The 16822-nt window shown below is 62.6% G+C and carries 16 protein-coding genes; 11 read left to right on the plus strand and 5 right to left on the minus strand.

The features are described from left to right. Positions 1 to 6: 6 nt before the first annotated feature. Genes HU749_RS25295 through HU749_RS25305 form a run of 3 tightly spaced genes read right to left on the minus strand, consistent with a single transcriptional unit; the run spans position 7 to position 2686 of the window. Positions 7 to 774 (minus strand): heme ABC transporter ATP-binding protein, encoded by a 768-nt coding sequence (locus tag HU749_RS25295; protein WP_079301785.1) that lies wholly within the window; start codon positions 772 to 774, stop codon positions 7 to 9. After that, a complete protein-coding gene (locus HU749_RS25300; RefSeq protein WP_172436090.1) occupies positions 774 to 1757 on the minus strand; it encodes a FecCD family ABC transporter permease in 984 nt (327 codons plus the stop codon). Before HU749_RS25300 ends, HU749_RS25295 begins: the two co-directional genes overlap by 1 nt. A gap of 50 nt (positions 1758 to 1807) precedes the next feature. After that, entirely contained in the window at positions 1808 to 2686 is an 879-nt protein-coding gene (locus HU749_RS25305) for a heme/hemin ABC transporter substrate-binding protein (protein ID WP_186652337.1), read from the minus strand. 255 nt (positions 2687 to 2941) lie between these two features. Between HU749_RS25305 and HU749_RS25310 the strand changes: the two genes are divergently transcribed. Then, entirely contained in the window at positions 2942 to 3259 is a 318-nt protein-coding gene (locus HU749_RS25310) for a Rieske (2Fe-2S) protein (RefSeq protein WP_186652340.1), read from the plus strand. On the opposite strand, the gene sfsA is transcribed toward HU749_RS25310, so the two are convergent. Beyond that, positions 3215 to 3961, minus strand: coding sequence for a DNA/RNA nuclease SfsA (sfsA, locus tag HU749_RS25315; protein ID WP_079301783.1), 747 nt, complete (start codon positions 3959 to 3961; stop codon positions 3215 to 3217). The two genes, HU749_RS25310 and sfsA, sit on opposite strands and share 45 nt — an antisense overlap. Further along, entirely contained in the window at positions 3961 to 5133 is a 1173-nt protein-coding gene (locus HU749_RS25320; protein ID WP_057450880.1) for a pyridoxal phosphate-dependent aminotransferase, read from the minus strand. Before HU749_RS25320 ends, sfsA begins: the two co-directional genes overlap by 1 nt. A 338-nt stretch (positions 5134 to 5471) precedes the next feature. Between HU749_RS25320 and dksA the strand changes: the two genes are divergently transcribed. From dksA to panD, 10 genes are all read left to right on the plus strand, one after another. After that, entirely contained in the window at positions 5472 to 5915 is a 444-nt protein-coding gene (dksA, locus tag HU749_RS25325; RefSeq protein WP_018609331.1) for an RNA polymerase-binding protein DksA, read from the plus strand. 221 nt (positions 5916 to 6136) lie between these two features. After that, positions 6137 to 7027, plus strand: coding sequence for a tRNA glutamyl-Q(34) synthetase GluQRS (gene gluQRS / locus HU749_RS25330; RefSeq protein ID WP_186652343.1), 891 nt, complete (start codon positions 6137 to 6139; stop codon positions 7025 to 7027). Positions 7028 to 7105: 78 nt separating this feature from the next. Next, complete coding sequence (locus HU749_RS25335; RefSeq protein ID WP_003176118.1) at positions 7106 to 7282, plus strand: hypothetical protein; 177 nt, start codon at positions 7106 to 7108, stop codon at positions 7280 to 7282. Further along, on the plus strand, positions 7266 to 10220 hold the full coding sequence (locus tag HU749_RS25340) for a sensor histidine kinase (protein ID WP_024618745.1): 2955 nt from the start codon (positions 7266 to 7268) through the stop codon (positions 10218 to 10220). Before HU749_RS25335 ends, HU749_RS25340 begins: the two co-directional genes overlap by 17 nt. A 22-nt stretch (positions 10221 to 10242) precedes the next feature. Continuing rightward, positions 10243 to 11676, plus strand: coding sequence for a sigma-54-dependent transcriptional regulator (locus HU749_RS25345; protein ID WP_024618746.1), 1434 nt, complete (start codon positions 10243 to 10245; stop codon positions 11674 to 11676). Positions 11677 to 12391: 715 nt separating this feature from the next. Then, on the plus strand, positions 12392 to 13789 hold the full coding sequence (locus HU749_RS25350) for a polynucleotide adenylyltransferase PcnB (protein WP_014340240.1): 1398 nt from the start codon (positions 12392 to 12394) through the stop codon (positions 13787 to 13789). A gap of 3 nt (positions 13790 to 13792) precedes the next feature. Then, complete coding sequence (gene folK / locus HU749_RS25355) at positions 13793 to 14278, plus strand: 2-amino-4-hydroxy-6-hydroxymethyldihydropteridine diphosphokinase (RefSeq protein WP_057450876.1); 486 nt, start codon at positions 13793 to 13795, stop codon at positions 14276 to 14278. A gap of 299 nt (positions 14279 to 14577) precedes the next feature. After that, complete coding sequence (gene panB, locus HU749_RS25360; protein WP_014340242.1) at positions 14578 to 15378, plus strand: 3-methyl-2-oxobutanoate hydroxymethyltransferase; 801 nt, start codon at positions 14578 to 14580, stop codon at positions 15376 to 15378. Then, the gene (panC, locus tag HU749_RS25365; RefSeq protein ID WP_186652344.1) at positions 15375 to 16235 is read left to right on the plus strand and encodes a pantoate--beta-alanine ligase; all 861 of its coding nucleotides are present in this window, start codon (positions 15375 to 15377) and stop codon (positions 16233 to 16235) included. The genes panB and panC overlap by 4 nt, the downstream gene beginning before the upstream one ends. 149 nt (positions 16236 to 16384) lie before the next feature. Continuing rightward, entirely contained in the window at positions 16385 to 16765 is a 381-nt protein-coding gene (gene panD / locus HU749_RS25370) for an aspartate 1-decarboxylase (RefSeq protein WP_046065028.1), read from the plus strand. Positions 16766 to 16822 lie beyond the last annotated feature (57 nt).

The raw sequence follows: 16822 nt of genomic DNA on the forward strand, positions 1-16822 counted from the left end.
GCGCCCTCAGCGGGCAATGATCAATGGATGCCCGCGCTCCGGATGGTCTTGCACCAGCACGTCCAGGCCAAACACCGCCTTGAGCGGTTCCGGGCGCAGCACGTGCCGGGGCGTGTCCAGGGCCACAGGTCGACCGGACGCGAGCAGCAACAGGCGATCACAGTAACGCGCCGCCAGGTTCAGGTCATGCAGGATCACCAGCACGGCAGCGCCGCGACTGGCGAATTCACGCACCGCCTGGAGAATGGTGTGCTGGTGCAGAGGATCGAGCATCGAGGTCGGCTCGTCCAGCAACAGGGTTTGCCCCGCTTCACCCGGCCACAATTGCGCCAACACTCGCGCCAGATGCACCCGCTGGCGTTCGCCGCCGGACAACGCCAGGTAACTGCGACCGTGCAGATGCGCGGCGTCAGCCGCTTGCAGCGCCGCGGCGACGATTTGCTCGTCGCGCAGCCGACCACTCTGGTGCGGCAGGCGCCCCATGCCGACGACTTCCTCGACACGGAAGGCAAAATCCAGGGTCGAGGACTGCGGCAAGACCGCCAGGCGCCGGGCACGCTCGGCACCCTGCCACTGGGCCAGTGGCCGATCATCCAGCCAGACCTGCCCCTGGGCCGGGCGCAACTCGCCGCACAGCCCCGCCAAAAGGGTACTTTTGCCCGCACCGTTGGGCCCGAGCACGCCGAGCACTTCGCCAGGGTTGAGCTCGAGATCGACGTCCGCCAGTACCGTCTTGCGGCCACGGTGGATGTGCAGGTTCTGCGCTCGCAGCATCAGGCGCGCCCTCGCACCAATAGATAAAGGAAGAACGGCGCGCCGATGAAGGCCGTGACAATGCCGATCGGCAATTCCGCAGGGGCCAGTGCCAGGCGCGCCACCAGGTCGGCGAACAACAGCAGGCTGGCACCCGCCAACACCGAAGCAGGTAGCAACACCCGGTGGTCGGGGCCGGCCACCAGCCGCACCAGATGCGGCACCACCAGCCCGACGAAGCCGATCATGCCCGCCGCCGCCACCGCCGCACCAACCCCCAAGGCCGTACAGAACACCAGCTCACGCTTGAGCCTTTCGACGTTAACGCCCAGGTGGGCAGCCTCGGATTCCCCCAGCAACAGCGCATTGAGTGCCCTGGCCCGGCGTGGCAGCCAGAGCGCCACTCCGGCACTGACCAGCAACAGCGGCCACAACCGCGCATAGCTGGCGCCGTTGAGACTGCCCAGGTTCCAGAAGGTCAGGGTGCGCAGGGTCGCATCATCCGCCAGGTAGGTGAACAGGCCGACAGCCGAACCTGACAGGGCGGTCAGGGCAATACCGGCCAGGAGCATGGTCGCGACATGGGTCTGACCGTTGCGTCGTCCAAGACGATAGACCAGCGCCGTAACACCGAGCCCGCCCAGGAATGCACATAACGACAACACGTAGGGGCCAAAGGCTTCGGGCAACCCACCCAGCGCCGAGCCGCCGACAATGGCGAACGCGGCGCCCAGTGCCGCACCGCTGGACACGCCCACCAGCCCCGGGTCCGCCAGTGGGTTGCGAAACAGTCCCTGCATCGCCACACCGGACAACGCCAACACCCCGCCCACCGCCAACCCCAGCAAGGTACGCGGCAAACGGATCTGGCCGAGGATCAGTTCGGCCTGCTCCAGACCATCGGCGGCCACCGGTAAACCTGACAGACGCAAGGCGGCGTGCAAGGTGTCGAGCAGCGGCAGGCTCACCGGCCCCAGGGCCAGGGATAGCCAGGTCGCCAGCAGACACAGCAGGCTCAGGCCAATGAACAAGGTGCGAGGCTTGACCAACGAGGTCATGGCGCCGTGGCCGACTCAGCCGGATAGAAGCCCGCCGTCAGTGTCGCCAGGCTTTGTGGCAACCGCGGGCCCAACCCGCCCACCAGCAGCGTCGGGTCGAGTTCCATGACACGTCCATCCCTGGCGGCCCGGGTCGAGGCAAGAATCGGGTTTTCCCGGAACAGTGCGGCACGCGCTTCCTCACCGCTCAGGGCACGGTCGGCAAAAACCAGCACTTCGGGATTCAGGCTGGCCAGGCTTTCCACGGAAAAAGATTTATAGCCGCTGTGGGTCGCAAGGTTGTGACCGCCGGCCTGCTGTAACAGCCAATCAGCAGAAGTGCCCTTACCTGCGACCAGTGGCTTGCCGCCGGAACTGCCCACCAACAGCAATACGCCGGGGGCCTTTTGTTTGCGCTGGGCCTCAGCCACCCGGGCCTGTTGCTGGGTGAGTTGTTTTTGATAACGGTCGAACAACCGCGCCGCCTCGGCCTCGGCCCCCAGCAACTGTCCCAGGTGCCGCAGATTGCCCTGCAGGGCCGGCAGGTCTGGTGTGGCCGAGAACAGTTCGACCTGCACACCGGCGCTGCGAATTTGCGCCAGCACGGGCGGTGGCCCCATTTCCTCGGTGCCCACCAGGATCTGCGGACGCAGGCTCAGCACGCCCTCCGCCGACAGCTGTCGCTGATAGCCGATACTGGGCAAGGCCCGCAAGGATTCAGGATGCTGGCTGGTGGAGTCCACGCCCACCAGCTTCGACTCGCCCCCCAGCGAACTGACCCACTCCGACACGGCGCCACCGGCGCTGACCCAGCGTTGCGGCAAGTCAGCAGCGCTGGCCCCCTGGTTGAGCAACAGTGCGACACAGAGCGCAACAACGCGGATGTTCAGGCGCATCGGGCAGCTTCCTCAAAGAAGTTTTTCACAGGACCGGTCCCGGCCAAGTATCCTCAGCCACCTGCGAAGGAGGCGCCATTTGATAATTGTTTTCATTTGACCGTCAAGCATAGATCTTTTGCCACACGAAACCTTGTGGGAGCGAGCTTGCTCGCGATAGCGGCGTGTCAGTCACTGAGATGTTGAATGTGCCGCCGTCATCGCGAGCAAGCTCGCTCCCACAGTGGATTCACACCGACAAATATAGAGATACACATGAAGTTTCTTTGTACCGCCGCCCAATTGCCCGACAACGGCAGTCGCGGTTTCGACCTCGATGGGCGCAAGGTCCTGGCCGTACGGCGCGCCGGCCAGGTGTATGCCTATCTCAACCGCTGCCCGCACCGTGGCGTGCCGCTGGAATGGCAACCCGACCAGTTCCTCGACCCCAGCGCCAGCCTGATCCAGTGCGCCACCCACGGCGCACTGTTTCTGATCGAGAGCGGTGAATGCGTGGCCGGCCCCTGCGCCGGTCAGTTCCTCACTGCCCTAGACAGCCGGGAGGACGAGCAAGGCATCTGGGTCGAGCTCTAGCAACACTGGCAACGCGCGGTCCACCCACATCTGCTCGGACGTCAGCGTGACCCCGTAGGCCAGCACCTCCACGCCCGCCGCCACCGCATCACGCAGGGCAGCGGCGTACACCGGGTCGATTTCCTGTGCCGGGCGCACCGCTTCGATGCCGCTCAGGTTCACACAATACAGCTGCACCGCCCGCACACCGTCCCGGGCCAGGCAGGCGAGTTCCCTCAGGTGCTTGGCCCCGCGCTGGGTCACCGCATCGGGAAACGCCGCCACATTCGTGCCATCGAACCCCAGCGTGACGCTTTTGACTTCGACCCAGGCCGAGCCTTGTTCATAGTCCAGGCGAAAATCGATACGGCTGTTTTCCACACCATAAGCCACTTCACGCTTGAGCCCGGTAAACCCGTTCAATTCGCTGATGACCCCAGCGCGCAAGGCCTCTTCGATCAACGCGTTGGCCCGCGCGGTATTGATGCAGGCGAGCCGTCCCTGGGGGGTTTCGCCGATTTCCCAGGTGCCGGGCAACTTGCGCTTGGGGTCGCTGGAGCGACTGAACCAGACACGCGCGCCTTCAGCCATGCAATTGAGCATCGAGCCAGTGTTGGGGCAATGAATGGTGAGAAACTCGCCGTGAACGGTCTCGATATCGGCTAGAAAACGCTTGTAACGTCGAATCAAGCGAGCTTCTTCCAACGCAGGGGAAAAACGCATCAGCCTTGCCAGCTCCGTAGTCCACGTTCGATTCGTGCCACCGCTTCCTGTAGCCGCGGCAGGCTCTGGGTGTAGGCGAAGCGCACATGATGGCCGGCCTGATGACGGCCGAAATCCAGGCCTGGCGTGAAGGCCACGTGCTCGGTTTCCAGGAAGTGCTGGCAAAACGCAAAGGCATCGCCGCCGAACGCGCTGATATCGGCATAGAGGTAAAACGCCCCTTCCGGTTCCACCGCAATACCGAAGCCCAACTCACGCAAGGCCGGCAGTAGAAAGTCACGGCGCCGTGCGAACTCGGCCCGCCGCTGCTCGAAGATCTCGATGGTCGCGGGCTCGAAACAAGCCAGGGCGGCGTATTGGGCCATGCTCGGCGCACTGATGTAGAGGTTTTGCGCGAGCTTTTCCAGCTCGCCGACGGCCGCCGAAGGGGCCACCAGCCAGCCAAGTCGCCACCCGGTCATGCCGAAATACTTGGAGAAACTATTAAGGACAAAGGCGTCGTCGTCGACTTCCAGCACACTGGCGGCGTCGGTGCCGTAGGTCAGGCCGTGATAGATCTCGTCCACCACCAGATGGCCGTTGTGGCCCTTGATGGCCTTGGACAATCCCGCCAGTTCGTCCCGGGTGAGAATCGTCCCGGTCGGGTTGGCCGGCGAGGCCACCAACGCACCGACGCTGTCCTGGTCCCAATGGCGGCTCACCAAGTCTGGCGTCAATTGGTAACGCACCTCGGGCCCAACGGGCACCAATTGCGCCGCACCTTCGACCAGGCGCAGGAAATGACGGTTGCACGGATAACCGGGGTCGGCCAGCAGCCAATGCTTGCCTGGGTCCACCAGCAAGGCGCTGGCCAGCAGCAACGCGCCGGACCCGCCCGGGGTCACGAGGATGCGTCGGGGGTCAATCTCCACCCCATAGCGTTGGCCGTAGAAACCGGCGATGGCCTCGCGCAGCTCGGGAATGCCACGGGCCGCGGTGTAACGGGTCTTGCCCGCCGCCAGCGCGGCCTGGCCGGCCTGGATGATCGGCTCGGCGGTGGTGAAGTCCGGTTCGCCGATCTCCAGGTGGATGACATCATGCCCGGCGGCCTGCAGCTCGTTGGCACGGGCCAGCAGCGCCATCACATGGAAAGGTTCGATGGCGCGGCTGCGCGCACTATAGGGCTGAGCCATTGGCCTTCCTTCAGGGGAAAAAGAACCGATTCTACCCAAGTCCGGAACAACTGCGGGAACGAGCTCTAACCCAAAGCGGTCTGAGCCCTCGGATTGCAGGAAATGACTCCCGCGATTGGCCCAGGCTTGACTAGAATCAAGCATTGAGCAGGTTTACATCCCCACCGAAGCGAACCCGGTCACGTTTTACAGGCCCCGGCGGCCGCAGGCTCGACAACCGGGAGTAGCGCGGCCCGATTTGATCTGGTAAGTTCGCCCGCTTGCAGCCGCAGGGCCGGCAGGTGTCGGTGATGGAGCAATCCTGCGTAGTGGATTACAAGAGTAGAGGCGGTCCATTCATGCCCACCCAAGCAAAGCAAAATCAAAATCAGTCGCTCAGCGGGTTTGAGCCTTACGTCCCGCAAGCTGGCGAAGAGTACATGGGCGCCCCCATGCGCGCGCACTTCACCAAGATCCTGAACAAGTGGAAACAGGACTTGATGCAGGAAGTCGACCGCACCGTGGATCACATGAAAGACGACGCGGCCAACTTCCCCGACCCGGCCGACCGTGCGAGTCAGGAAGAAGAGTTCAGCCTCGAGCTGCGCGCCCGTGATCGCGAGCGCAAGCTCATCAAGAAAATCGACAAGACCCTGCAACTGATCGAAGACGAAGAATACGGTTGGTGCGAGTCCTGCGGCGTCGAGATCGGCGTCAAGCGACTGGAAGCCCGTCCGACCGCCGACATGTGTGTCGACTGCAAGACCCTGGCGGAAATCAAGGAAAAACAGGTCGGCAAATAATCGCCTGGGCTGTCACCGAAACGGAGCGTACATACGCTCCGTTTTTTGTTTCCGATACTTTCAATATCCCTGTGGGAGCGAGCTTGCTCGCGATAGCAGTGGGTCAGCCAGCCTCGATGTGACAGATACACCGCTATCGCGAGCAAGCTCGCTCCCACAGGGGATATGCTTGGGCATCAAGATTTGTATTCCTACCGCTCAGACTCAATAACATTCGCCCTATGACTGCCACCGCCCCCTACATCGGACGCTTCGCCCCCACCCCCAGCGGCCATTTGCATTTCGGTTCGCTGGTCGCCGCCCTGGCGTCGTACCTCGATGCCCGGGCCGTGGGCGGACGCTGGTTGCTGCGCATGGAAGACCTTGACCCTCCGCGGGAAGAACCGGGCGCGCAAGCGGCGATTCTCAAGGCACTGGAAAGCTACGGGTTCGAATGGGACGGCGAAATGATTCGCCAAAGCGAGCGCCATGACGCCTACGACCAGGTGATCAACCGGCTGTTCAGCCAGGGCCTGGTCTATGCCTGCACCTGTTCGCGCAAACAATTGGAGGCGTACCAGGGCATTTATCCGGGACTGTGCCGCAACGCCGGGCACGGCACCGAGGACGCCGCCATCCGCCTGCGCGTCCCCGAACTTGAGTACCACTTCACCGACCGGGTCCAGGGCGAGTTCCGCCAGCACCTGGGCCGCGAGGTCGGCGACTTCGTGATCCGCCGCCGCGACGGGCTCTACGCCTATCAACTGGCCGTGGTCCTGGACGACGCCTGGCAAGGGGTGACCGATATCGTGCGCGGCGCCGACCTGCTGGACTCCACGCCGCGCCAGCTCTACCTGCAAGAACTGCTTGGGTTGCCGCAACCGCGTTACCTGCACGTGCCGCTGATCACCCAACCCGACGGGCACAAGCTCGGTAAATCCTACCGCTCACCGCCCCTGGCAGCCGATCAGGCCACGCCACTGCTGTTACGGGCGTTGCGCGCGCTGGGCCAGCAACCGGGCCTCGAACTGGTCGATGCCAGCCCACGGGAACTGCTGGCCTGGGGCATTCGCCACTGGGACGCGGGCAAGATCCCGCGCACACTGAGCCTGCCCGAAGCGCAAATACGTTGACGGCCCTTGCAGCTTGGCGCCCATCCGTTACCATCGCCGCACGATTTTTGGGCACGCGCATAAATTAGAGAGGCCGGGATGTATATCTATCGCTTGGTCCTGCTCCTGGTAGTGGGGATTTATCTGTTCTCCCCGGCCATCATGGATTGGTGGATCGATGCCACGGGTGCCTGGTATCGGCCGTATCTGCTCTGGCTGATCCTGATTGTCGTGACCTTCATCCTGCAGAGCCAAAAAGATGCCGATGAGCTTTAGCCTGACCCAGATGATCCTGATCAGCGCCGCCTACCTGGCCGTGCTGTTCGGCGTAGCCTGGATCAGCGAACGAGGCATGATCCCCCGGGCGATCATCCGCCACCCGCTGACCTACACCCTGTCGCTGGGTGTCTATGCCAGCGCATGGGCGTTCTATGGCACGGTCGGGCTGGCCTACCAGTACGGCTATGGCTTCCTCTCCAGTTACCTCGGCGTATCGGGCGCGTTCCTGCTGGCGCCGGTGTTGCTCTACCCGATCCTGAAAATCACCCGCACCTACCAACTGTCGTCGCTGGCCGACCTGTTCGCCTTTCGTTTTCGCAGCACCTGGGCCGGCGCACTGACCACGATCTTCATGCTGGTCGGGGTGTTGCCGCTGCTGGCCCTGCAGATCCAGGCCGTGGCCGACTCCATCAGCATCCTGACCCGCGAACCGGTGCAGCACCGGGTGGCGTTGAGCTTCTGCGTACTGATCATCCTGTTCACGATTTTCTTCGGCTCCCGGCACATTGCCACGCGGGAAAAACACGAAGGCCTGGTGTTCGCCATCGCTTTCGAATCGGTGATCAAGCTGATCGCCATCGGCGGCGTCGGCCTCTATGCCTTGTACGGCGTGTTCGATGGCCCGCAGCAGCTTGAGCTTTGGTTGTTGCAGAACCAGACCGCCCTCGCCGCCCTGCACACGCCCTTGCAGGAAGGCCCGTGGCGTACGCTGTTGCTGGTGTTCTTCGCGTCGGCCATCGTGATGCCGCACATGTACCACATGACCTTTACCGAAAACCTCAACCCGCGCTCGCTGGTGAGCGCCAGTTGGGGCCTGCCACTGTTCCTGCTGCTGATGAGCCTGGCGGTACCGTTGATCCTCTGGGCCGGCCTGAAGCTGGGCGCCAGTACCAATCCGGAATACTTCACACTGGGCATCGGCATCGCCGCCAACAGCAAGGCCCTGGCGTTGCTGGCATATGTCGGCGGCCTGTCGGCGGCCAGCGGCTTGATCATCGTCACCACGCTGGCATTGTCGGGCATGGCCCTCAACCACCTGGTGCTGCCGCTTTACCAGCCACCGGCCGAAGGCAATATCTACCGCTGGCTGAAATGGACACGGCGGGCGCTGATCGTCGCGATCATCATGGCCGGCTACGGTTTCTACCTGATGCTGGGTGAGGGACAGGACCTGGCCAACCTGGGCATCGTCGCCTTCGTCGCCACCCTGCAGTTCCTGCCCGGCGTGTTGTCGGTGCTGTATTGGCCGACCGCCAATCGCCGCGGCTTCATCGCCGGTCTGCTGGCTGGGATCCTGGTATGGCTGGTCGCGATGCTGTTGCCGCTGATGGGCAACCTGCAGGGCTTCTATATTCCGCTGCTGAACATGATCTATGTGCTCGACGACACCAGTTGGCATATGGCGGCCATCGCCTCCCTGGCGGCGAACGTGCTGATGTTCACCCTGATCTCGCTGTTCACCAATGCCAGCAGCGAAGAGGCCAGCGCCGCCGAAGCCTGTGCCGTGGACAACGTCCGCCGCCCGCAGCGCCGCGAACTGCACGCCGCCTCGCCCCAGGAGTTCGCCACGCAACTGGCCAAGCCCTTGGGCGCCAAGGCCGCGCAAAAGGAAGTCGAACAGGCCCTGCGCGACCTTTACCTGCCCTTCGATGAACGCCGTCCGTATGCCTTGCGACGCCTGCGGGACCGGATCGAGGCCAACCTGTCCGGCCTGATGGGCCCCAGCGTGGCCCAGGACATGGTCGAAACCTTTCTGCCCTACAAGGCCGGCGGCGAGAACTATGTCACCGAGGACATTCACTTCATCGAAAGCCGCCTTGAGGATTACCACTCGCGCCTCACCGGTCTTGCCGCCGAACTGGACGCCTTGCGCCGTTACCACCGCCAGACCCTGCAGGAACTGCCGATGGGCGTGTGTTCCCTAGCCAAGGACCAGGAAATCCTGATGTGGAACAAGGCCATGGAAGAACTCACCGGGATCGCTGCCCAGCGCGTGGTCGGTTCACGCCTGAGCACCCTGGGCGAGCCGTGGAAAGGCTTGTTGCAAGGTTTCATCGACCTGCCGGACGAGCACTTGCACAAACAGCACCTGGCCCTCGACGGCCAGACCCGTTGGCTGAACCTGCACAAGGCAGCGATCGACGAGCCGTTGGCACCCGGTAACAGCGGCCTGGTGCTGCTGGTCGAAGACCTGACCGATACCCAGATGCTCGAAGACAAGCTGGTCCACTCCGAACGACTGGCAAGCATCGGCCGCTTGGCCGCCGGGGTGGCCCACGAAATCGGCAACCCGATTACCGGCATCGCCTGCCTGGCGCAGAACCTGCGCGAGGAACGCGAGGACGACGGCGAGCTGACGGAAATCAGCGGCCAGATCCTCGAACAGACCAAGCGCGTGTCGCGCATCGTCCAGTCGCTGATGAGCTTCGCCCATGCCGGCGGTCACCAGCACAATGACGAGCCCGTCTGTCTGGCCGAAGTGGCTCAGGATGCCATTGGTCTGCTGGCGCTCAACCGGCGCAATTTCGAAGTGCAATTCTTCAACCTGTGCGATCCGGACCATTGGGTCGATGGGGACCCCCAGCGGCTCGCCCAGGTGTTGATCAACCTGCTATCCAACGCGCGGGACGCCTCACCGGCCGGCAGCGCGGTGCGGGTCAAGAGTGAAGCCTTCGAACACACGGTCGACCTGATCGTCGAAGACGAAGGCAGCGGTATCCCACAGAACATCATGGACCGATTGTTCGAACCCTTCTTCACCACCAAGGATCCTGGCGAAGGCACCGGTCTGGGCCTCGCACTGGTCTATTCCATCGTTGAAGAGCATTATGGACAAATCACCATCGACAGCCCGGCCGATGTACAAAGCCAACGCGGCACCCGTATCCGGGTGACCTTGCCGCGTCATGTCGAAGCGACGTCCGCTGTGAACTGAGACCGTCGAGAGAATCGAATCAATGCCGCACATTTTGATCGTCGAAGACGAAACAATTATCCGCTCCGCCTTGCGCCGCCTGCTGGAACGCAACCAGTACCAGGTCAGCGAAGCCGGTTCAGTGCAGGAAGCACAAGAACGTTTCAGCATTCCCACGTTTGACCTGATCGTCAGCGACCTGCGCCTGCCCGGCGCCCCGGGCACCGAGCTGATCAAGCTCGGCCAGGGCACCCCCGTGCTGATCATGACCAGTTACGCCAGCCTGCGCTCGGCGGTCGACTCCATGAAAATGGGCGCGGTGGACTACATCGCCAAACCGTTCGACCACGACGAGATGCTCCAGGCCGTGGCCCGCATCCTGCGCGACCGACAGGCGGCGACCAGCAACCCGGTGGAGCCCGCCGGCAAGGCCAGCGCCTCGGCGAAAGCCGGCGCCAGCAACAATAATGGCGAAATTGGCATCATCGGTTCCTGCCCGCCCATGCAGGACCTGTACAGCAAGATCCGCAAAGTGGCGCCAACCGACTCCAATGTCCTGATCCAGGGCGAGTCCGGTACCGGCAAGGAGCTGGTGGCCCGAGCCCTGCACAACCTGTCACGCCGGGCCAAGGCGCCGATGATCTCGGTGAACTGCGCGGCGATTCCGGAAAGCCTGATCGAGTCCGAACTGTTCGGTCACGAGAAAGGTGCGTTCACCGGCGCCAGCGCCGGGCGGGCCGGGCTGGTGGAAGCCGCGGACGGCGGCACGTTGTTCCTCGATGAAATCGGCGAGCTGCCACTGGAAGCCCAGGCGCGGTTGCTGCGGGTGCTTCAGGAAGGCGAAATCCGCCGGGTCGGCTCGGTGCAGTCACAGAAGGTCGATGTCCGTCTGATCGCGGCCACCCACCGCGACCTCAAGAGCCTGGCGAAAATCGGCCAGTTCCGCGAAGACTTGTATTACCGCTTGCACGTGATCGCCTTGAAGCTCCCTGCCCTGCGCGAGCGCGGCGCGGACGTCAATGAAATTGCCCAGGCGTTTTTGGCCCGCCAGAGCGCGCGGGTCAACCGCACCGACCTCAAGTTCGCCCCGGACGCCGAACAGGCCATTCGTCATTACGCCTGGCCGGGTAACGTTCGCGAGCTGGAAAACGCGGTCGAACGGGCGGTGATCCTGTGCGAGAGCCCGGAAATCTCCGCCGACCTGCTGGGCATCGACATCGAACTGAGTGACCTGGACGACGAAGAATTCATCGGCCTGGCCCCGCAACAGGGCGGCGCTGCCAACAACACCAGCCACGAACCCACCGAAGACCTGTCCCTGGAAGACTACTTCCAGCACTTCGTACTGGAGCACCAGGACCACATGACCGAGACCGAACTGGCACGCAAGCTGGGCGTCAGCCGCAAGTGCCTGTGGGAACGTCGCCAGCGCCTGGGGATTCCACGGCGCAAGACCGGAGCGACCAGCGAAAGCTGAGGTGTGGGGGTAACACCGCTGAATGTGAAAAAACTGTTACCTCAGCTTTTTCACGTAACAGAAGCCGGGGTTTACGGTAACGAAACCCCGGCTTTTTTTCGCCCCGAAAAAATGGTTATAACCCTAGAACCCCCGGTTTCGCTGGGCCTCGCAAAAGTTGGCACGCACCCTGCTATAGCTTTGGTACAAGAACAATAACAAGCAATGCAAAAGACAATAAAAATAAGACGAATCGACTCACGCACAATAAAAACAAGACGGCGAGAGGCGCAGCTAACTGATTCTTTTGGAGAGGCGTTGTATTTGGGGCTTGCCCCACAACCAGGCCGAGAACAATAAAAACTGTCTCAAGACAGGTGCCTGAACTGGTTGGATCGATAGATCACTGCAACACAGCGATCAAAGCAATCCGTTTGCTCTTGGCTCCCGATTGGGAGGGTCACGAAGGGAAAACCTCGTGACGCGGGCACTCAACAAAAACAAGAAGCCCGAAACCAATAATAAAAACAGAGCACGCAACTAATTCTGGGGGAGCTTCGGCTCCCCTTGTGGTTTCTGTCGTTCCGCCTCCCCGCAGCCTACAAGGCTTGTCGCTGAAGCTTGCAGCTCTAAACTGCTCCGTCCTACACCATCCCTCGACTAAATGCTAGAATCTCGGCCCATCATGCGGTCATTCTTCGTTTTTGGCCGAATATTCCTTCAAACAGTGCATCCCATGCTGAAGAAGCTGTTCCAGTCATTCCGTTCTCCCTTGCGTCGTACGCAACACATTCGCAGCACGCCTGAAGTGCTCAACAGCGGCCAGCATTCACTGCAAAAGGCCCAGTTCAGCCGTTATGCGGTGAACATCGTCGAACGTTTGCAGAACGCCGGCTACCAGGCTTATCTGGTCGGCGGCTGCGTGCGCGACATGCTGCTCAACATCACCCCCAAGGATTTCGACGTTGCCACCAGCGCCACGCCGGAACAGATACGGGCCGAATTTCGCAATGCGCGGATCATTGGCCGGCGCTTCAAGCTGGTCCACATCCACTTCGGTCGCGAAATCATCGAAGTGGCGACCTTCCGCGCCAATCACCCGCAAAACGATGAAGAGGAAGACAGCAACCAGTCTTCCCGCAACGAGAGCGGGCGCATCCTGCGCGATAACGTCTACGGCACGCTGGAAGAAGACGCGCAACGCCGCGACTTCACCATCAACGCCCTGTATTACGATCCGGTCAGCGAACGCATCCTCGATTACGCCAACGGCGTACACGATATTCGCAATCGCCTGATCCGCCTGATTGGCGACCCCAAGCAGCGCTACCAGGAAGACCCGGTGCGAATGCTGCGGGCCGTGCGTTTCGCCGCCAAGCTGGATTTCGGCATCGAAAAACACAGCGCCATGCCAATTCGCGAACTGGCGCCGATGCTGCGGGAAATCCCTTCGGCGCGCCTGTTCGAGGAAGTGCTCAAGCTGTTCCTCTCGGGCAACGCCGCAGACACCTTCGAGATGCTGGTGGACCTGCAGCTGTTCGATCCGCTGTTCCCCGCCAGTGCCGAAGCCCTGGAGCACAACCCGACCTACACCCACACCTTGATCAGCGAAGCCCTGATCAACACCGACCTGCGCATCAAGCAGAACAAGCCGGTGACGCCGGCGTTCCTGTTCGCCGCGCTGCTCTGGCCTGCCCTGCCGGCCCGGGTGCTGCGCCTGCAAGAGCGTGGCATGCCGCCGATCCCGGCGATGCAGGAAGCTGCCCACGAGCTGATCGCCGAACAGTGCCAGCGCATCGCCATTCCAAAACGCTTCACGATGCCGATCCGCGAGATCTGGGACATGCAGGAACGCCTGCCACGGCGCAGCGGCAAACGTGCCGACCTGCTGCTGGACAACCCGCGCTTCCGTGCCGGCTACGACTTCCTGCTGCTGCGTGAAAGCGCGGGCGAGCAAACCGATGGCCTTGGCGAATGGTGGACCGATTACCAGGACGCCAACGACAGCGAGCGCCGCGACATGATTCGTGAGCTCAGCGGCAAGGATGACGGCGCCAGCGGCCCGCGCAAGCGCCGTCGCAGCAGCGGAGCCAAGCGCAAGCGTGCCGGTGTACCGAGCGCATCAGGCGAGTAATCGATGGAACGCATCTACATCGGCATGGGCAGCAACCTGGCCGAACCCGCCGAACAATTGCGCAGTGCCGTCCAGGCGCTGGCGCAATTGCCCGACACCCAACTGGTGGGGGTCTCGGCGTTTTATCAAAGTGATTCCCTGCTGCCCGGCCAACCGCGCTACACCAACGCGGTGGCGGCGCTGGACAGCCACCTGGCACCGCTGGACCTGCTCGATGCGCTGCAAGGCATCGAAACCGGACAGGGTCGCGAACGCCTGGAACGCTGGGGCCCGCGCACCCTGGATCTGGACATCCTGCTGTTCGGCGATCGCCTGATCGACGAGCCTCGCCTCAAGGTCCCCCACTACCACATGCAAGCCCGGGCCTTTGTGCTGTACCCACTGGCCGAGTTGGCGCCCGCCGACCTGCGCCTGGCCGATGGGCGCTCACTCAAGGATCTGCTCGCGGCGTGCCCATTCGTTGGCCTGGAACGCTTGCCTCCAAACTGAAGCAGTTCCTCTTGTGGGAGCAAGGCTTGCTCCCACAGGATGCGGTACTGGACCGTCATTCCGGGGACACGCCTCTACGCTGAAACGCATCAGTAACCCCGGTAACACCCGGCGGTAACACATCCAATTGACTTCCCGAGTACTCCTCACGACTATAGGCGTCCCGTTGCCGCCAATACGGCGCTGAAGGGCGCAATCCAGGCCTTACAAGCACCACGCACAAGAGGGTGCGCCTGTATAGATAACGAATCATGCGCGTTACTCGCAGTAATTCACGAGCGCCTAATGAGGACTTTTTCATGCCAGCTATTACCCTGACCACGCTGCAAGGTCTCAAGCAAAAAGGTGAGAAAATCGCCATGCTGACCTGCTATGACGCAACTTTCGCCCACGCCTGCAATGAGGCCGGTGTCGAAGTGTTGCTGGTGGGCGATTCCCTCGGCATGGTGCTGCAAGGTCACGACAGCACGCTGCCGGTGACCACCGCCGAGATGGCCTACCATGTGGCCGCCGTCAAACGCGGTAACACCGATGCGCTGATCCTCGCCGACCTGCCGTTCATGGCCTACGCCACCCTCGAACAAACCATGACCAACAGCGCCATGCTGATGCAGGCCGGTGCCCACATGGTCAAGGTCGAAGGCGCGTTGTGGCTGGCCGATTCGATTCGGCTGCTGGCCGAGCGGGGTATCCCAGTGTGCGCGCACCTGGGCCTGACCCCCCAAGCGGTCAATATCCTCGGTGGCTACAAAGTCCAGGGCCGCAATGAGAACCAGGCGCGGCAGATGCGCGCCGACGCGATTGCGCTGGAGCAGGCTGGGGCGGCGATGTTGCTGCTCGAATGCGTGCCTAGCGAACTGGCTGAAGAAATCACCCAGGCGGTGAAAATCCCGGTCATCGGGATCGGCGCCGGCAACGCCACCGACGGCCAGGTGCTGGTGCTGCACGACATGCTCGGGCTGTCGATCACCGGTCGCGTGCCCAAGTTCGTGAAGAACTTCATGGCTGGGCAAACGTCCATCCAGGGCGCCCTGAGCGCCTACGTCGCTGACGTCAAGGCCACAACCTTTCCTGGCGCCGAACACGGGTTTTCTGCATGAACACCGTCAAAACCGTACGCGAACTGCGAGCCGCCGTGGCCCGTGCCCGCGGCGAAGGCAAACGCATCGCCTTCGTGCCGACCATGGGCAACCTGCACAGCGGTCATGTGGCGCTGGTCACCAAGGCCACGCAACGGGCCGACTTCGTGGTGGCGAGCATTTTCGTCAATCCACTGCAATTCGGCGCTGGCGAAGACCTGGACAAATACCCCCGCACCCTGGCGGCCGACCAGGAGAAACTGCTCCAGGCCGGCTGCCATCTGCTGTTCGCGCCCAGCGTCGAAGAGATGTACCCCGACGGCATGGCCGGGCAGACCCGGGTCAGCGTCCCGCAATTGTCCGAAGGCTTGTGCGGCGCCAGCCGTCCAGGGCATTTCGAGGGTGTGGCGACGGTGGTCAGCAAACTGTTCAACATGGTCCAGCCTGACCTGGCGGTGTTTGGCCAGAAAGACTTCCAGCAACTGGCGGTGATCCGCGCACTGGTCCATGACCTGAACATGCCGATCCAGATCATCGGCGAGCCGACCGTTCGCGCCGAGGACGGCCTGGCATTGTCCTCGCGCAACGGCTTCCTCAGCCCGGATCAACGTGCAGTCGCGCCCGTGGTCTATCGCGTCCTGAGCCAGATCGCCGACGCCATCAAACAGGGTCGGCGAGACTTCCCGGCGCTGATCGATGAGCAGCTCAAGCAACTTGAAGCCGCCGGCCTGCGTCCCGATTACCTGGAAATCCGTCACGCCAAGACCCTGCGCCCGGCATTGAGCGAGGACCGTGACCTGGTGATTCTGGTGGCGGCCGTCCTCGGTACCACGCGCCTGATCGACAACCTGCACCTGGACCTCGACAGCCCCGCCTGAACCCACACCCGTCCCAATCTGGGATGGGCCTTGTGGGAGCAAAGCTTGCTCCCACATACAGACTGCACTTGCAAATCCCTCGCGTATTGCCGCCCCACAAGCCTTCAGGCAGACTGCCCGCCGTTCGGACCCGACCAGAGGAAACATTCATGCATGCCATCATGCTCAAGGCCAAGCTGCACCGCGCCGAAGTCACCCACGCCGTGCTCGATTACGAAGGCTCCTGCGCCATTGATGGTGAGTGGCTGGACCTGTCGGGGATCCGCGAATACGAACAGATCCAGATATACAACGTCGACAACGGCGAACGCTTCACCACCTACGCCATCCGTGGCGAGGACGGTTCGCGGATGATCTCGGTGAACGGCGCCGCAGCGCACAAGGCCAAGGTCGGTGACCGCGTCATCATCTGCGCCTACGCCCACTACAGCGAAGCCGAACTGGTCAACTTCAAGCCCCGCATGCTGTACATGGCGCCGGGCAATGAACTGAGCCACACCAGCAATGCGATTCCGGTACAGCTCGCCTGATCGAACCCGAACGATATCTGCTCCCACAGCGAACCATTCCCGCCCCCTGCTGTATAA

Origin of the sequence: Pseudomonas ogarae, from assembly GCF_014268695.2 — a bacterium.
Taxonomy (GTDB): Bacteria; Pseudomonadota; Gammaproteobacteria; order Pseudomonadales; family Pseudomonadaceae; genus Aquipseudomonas; species Aquipseudomonas kilonensis.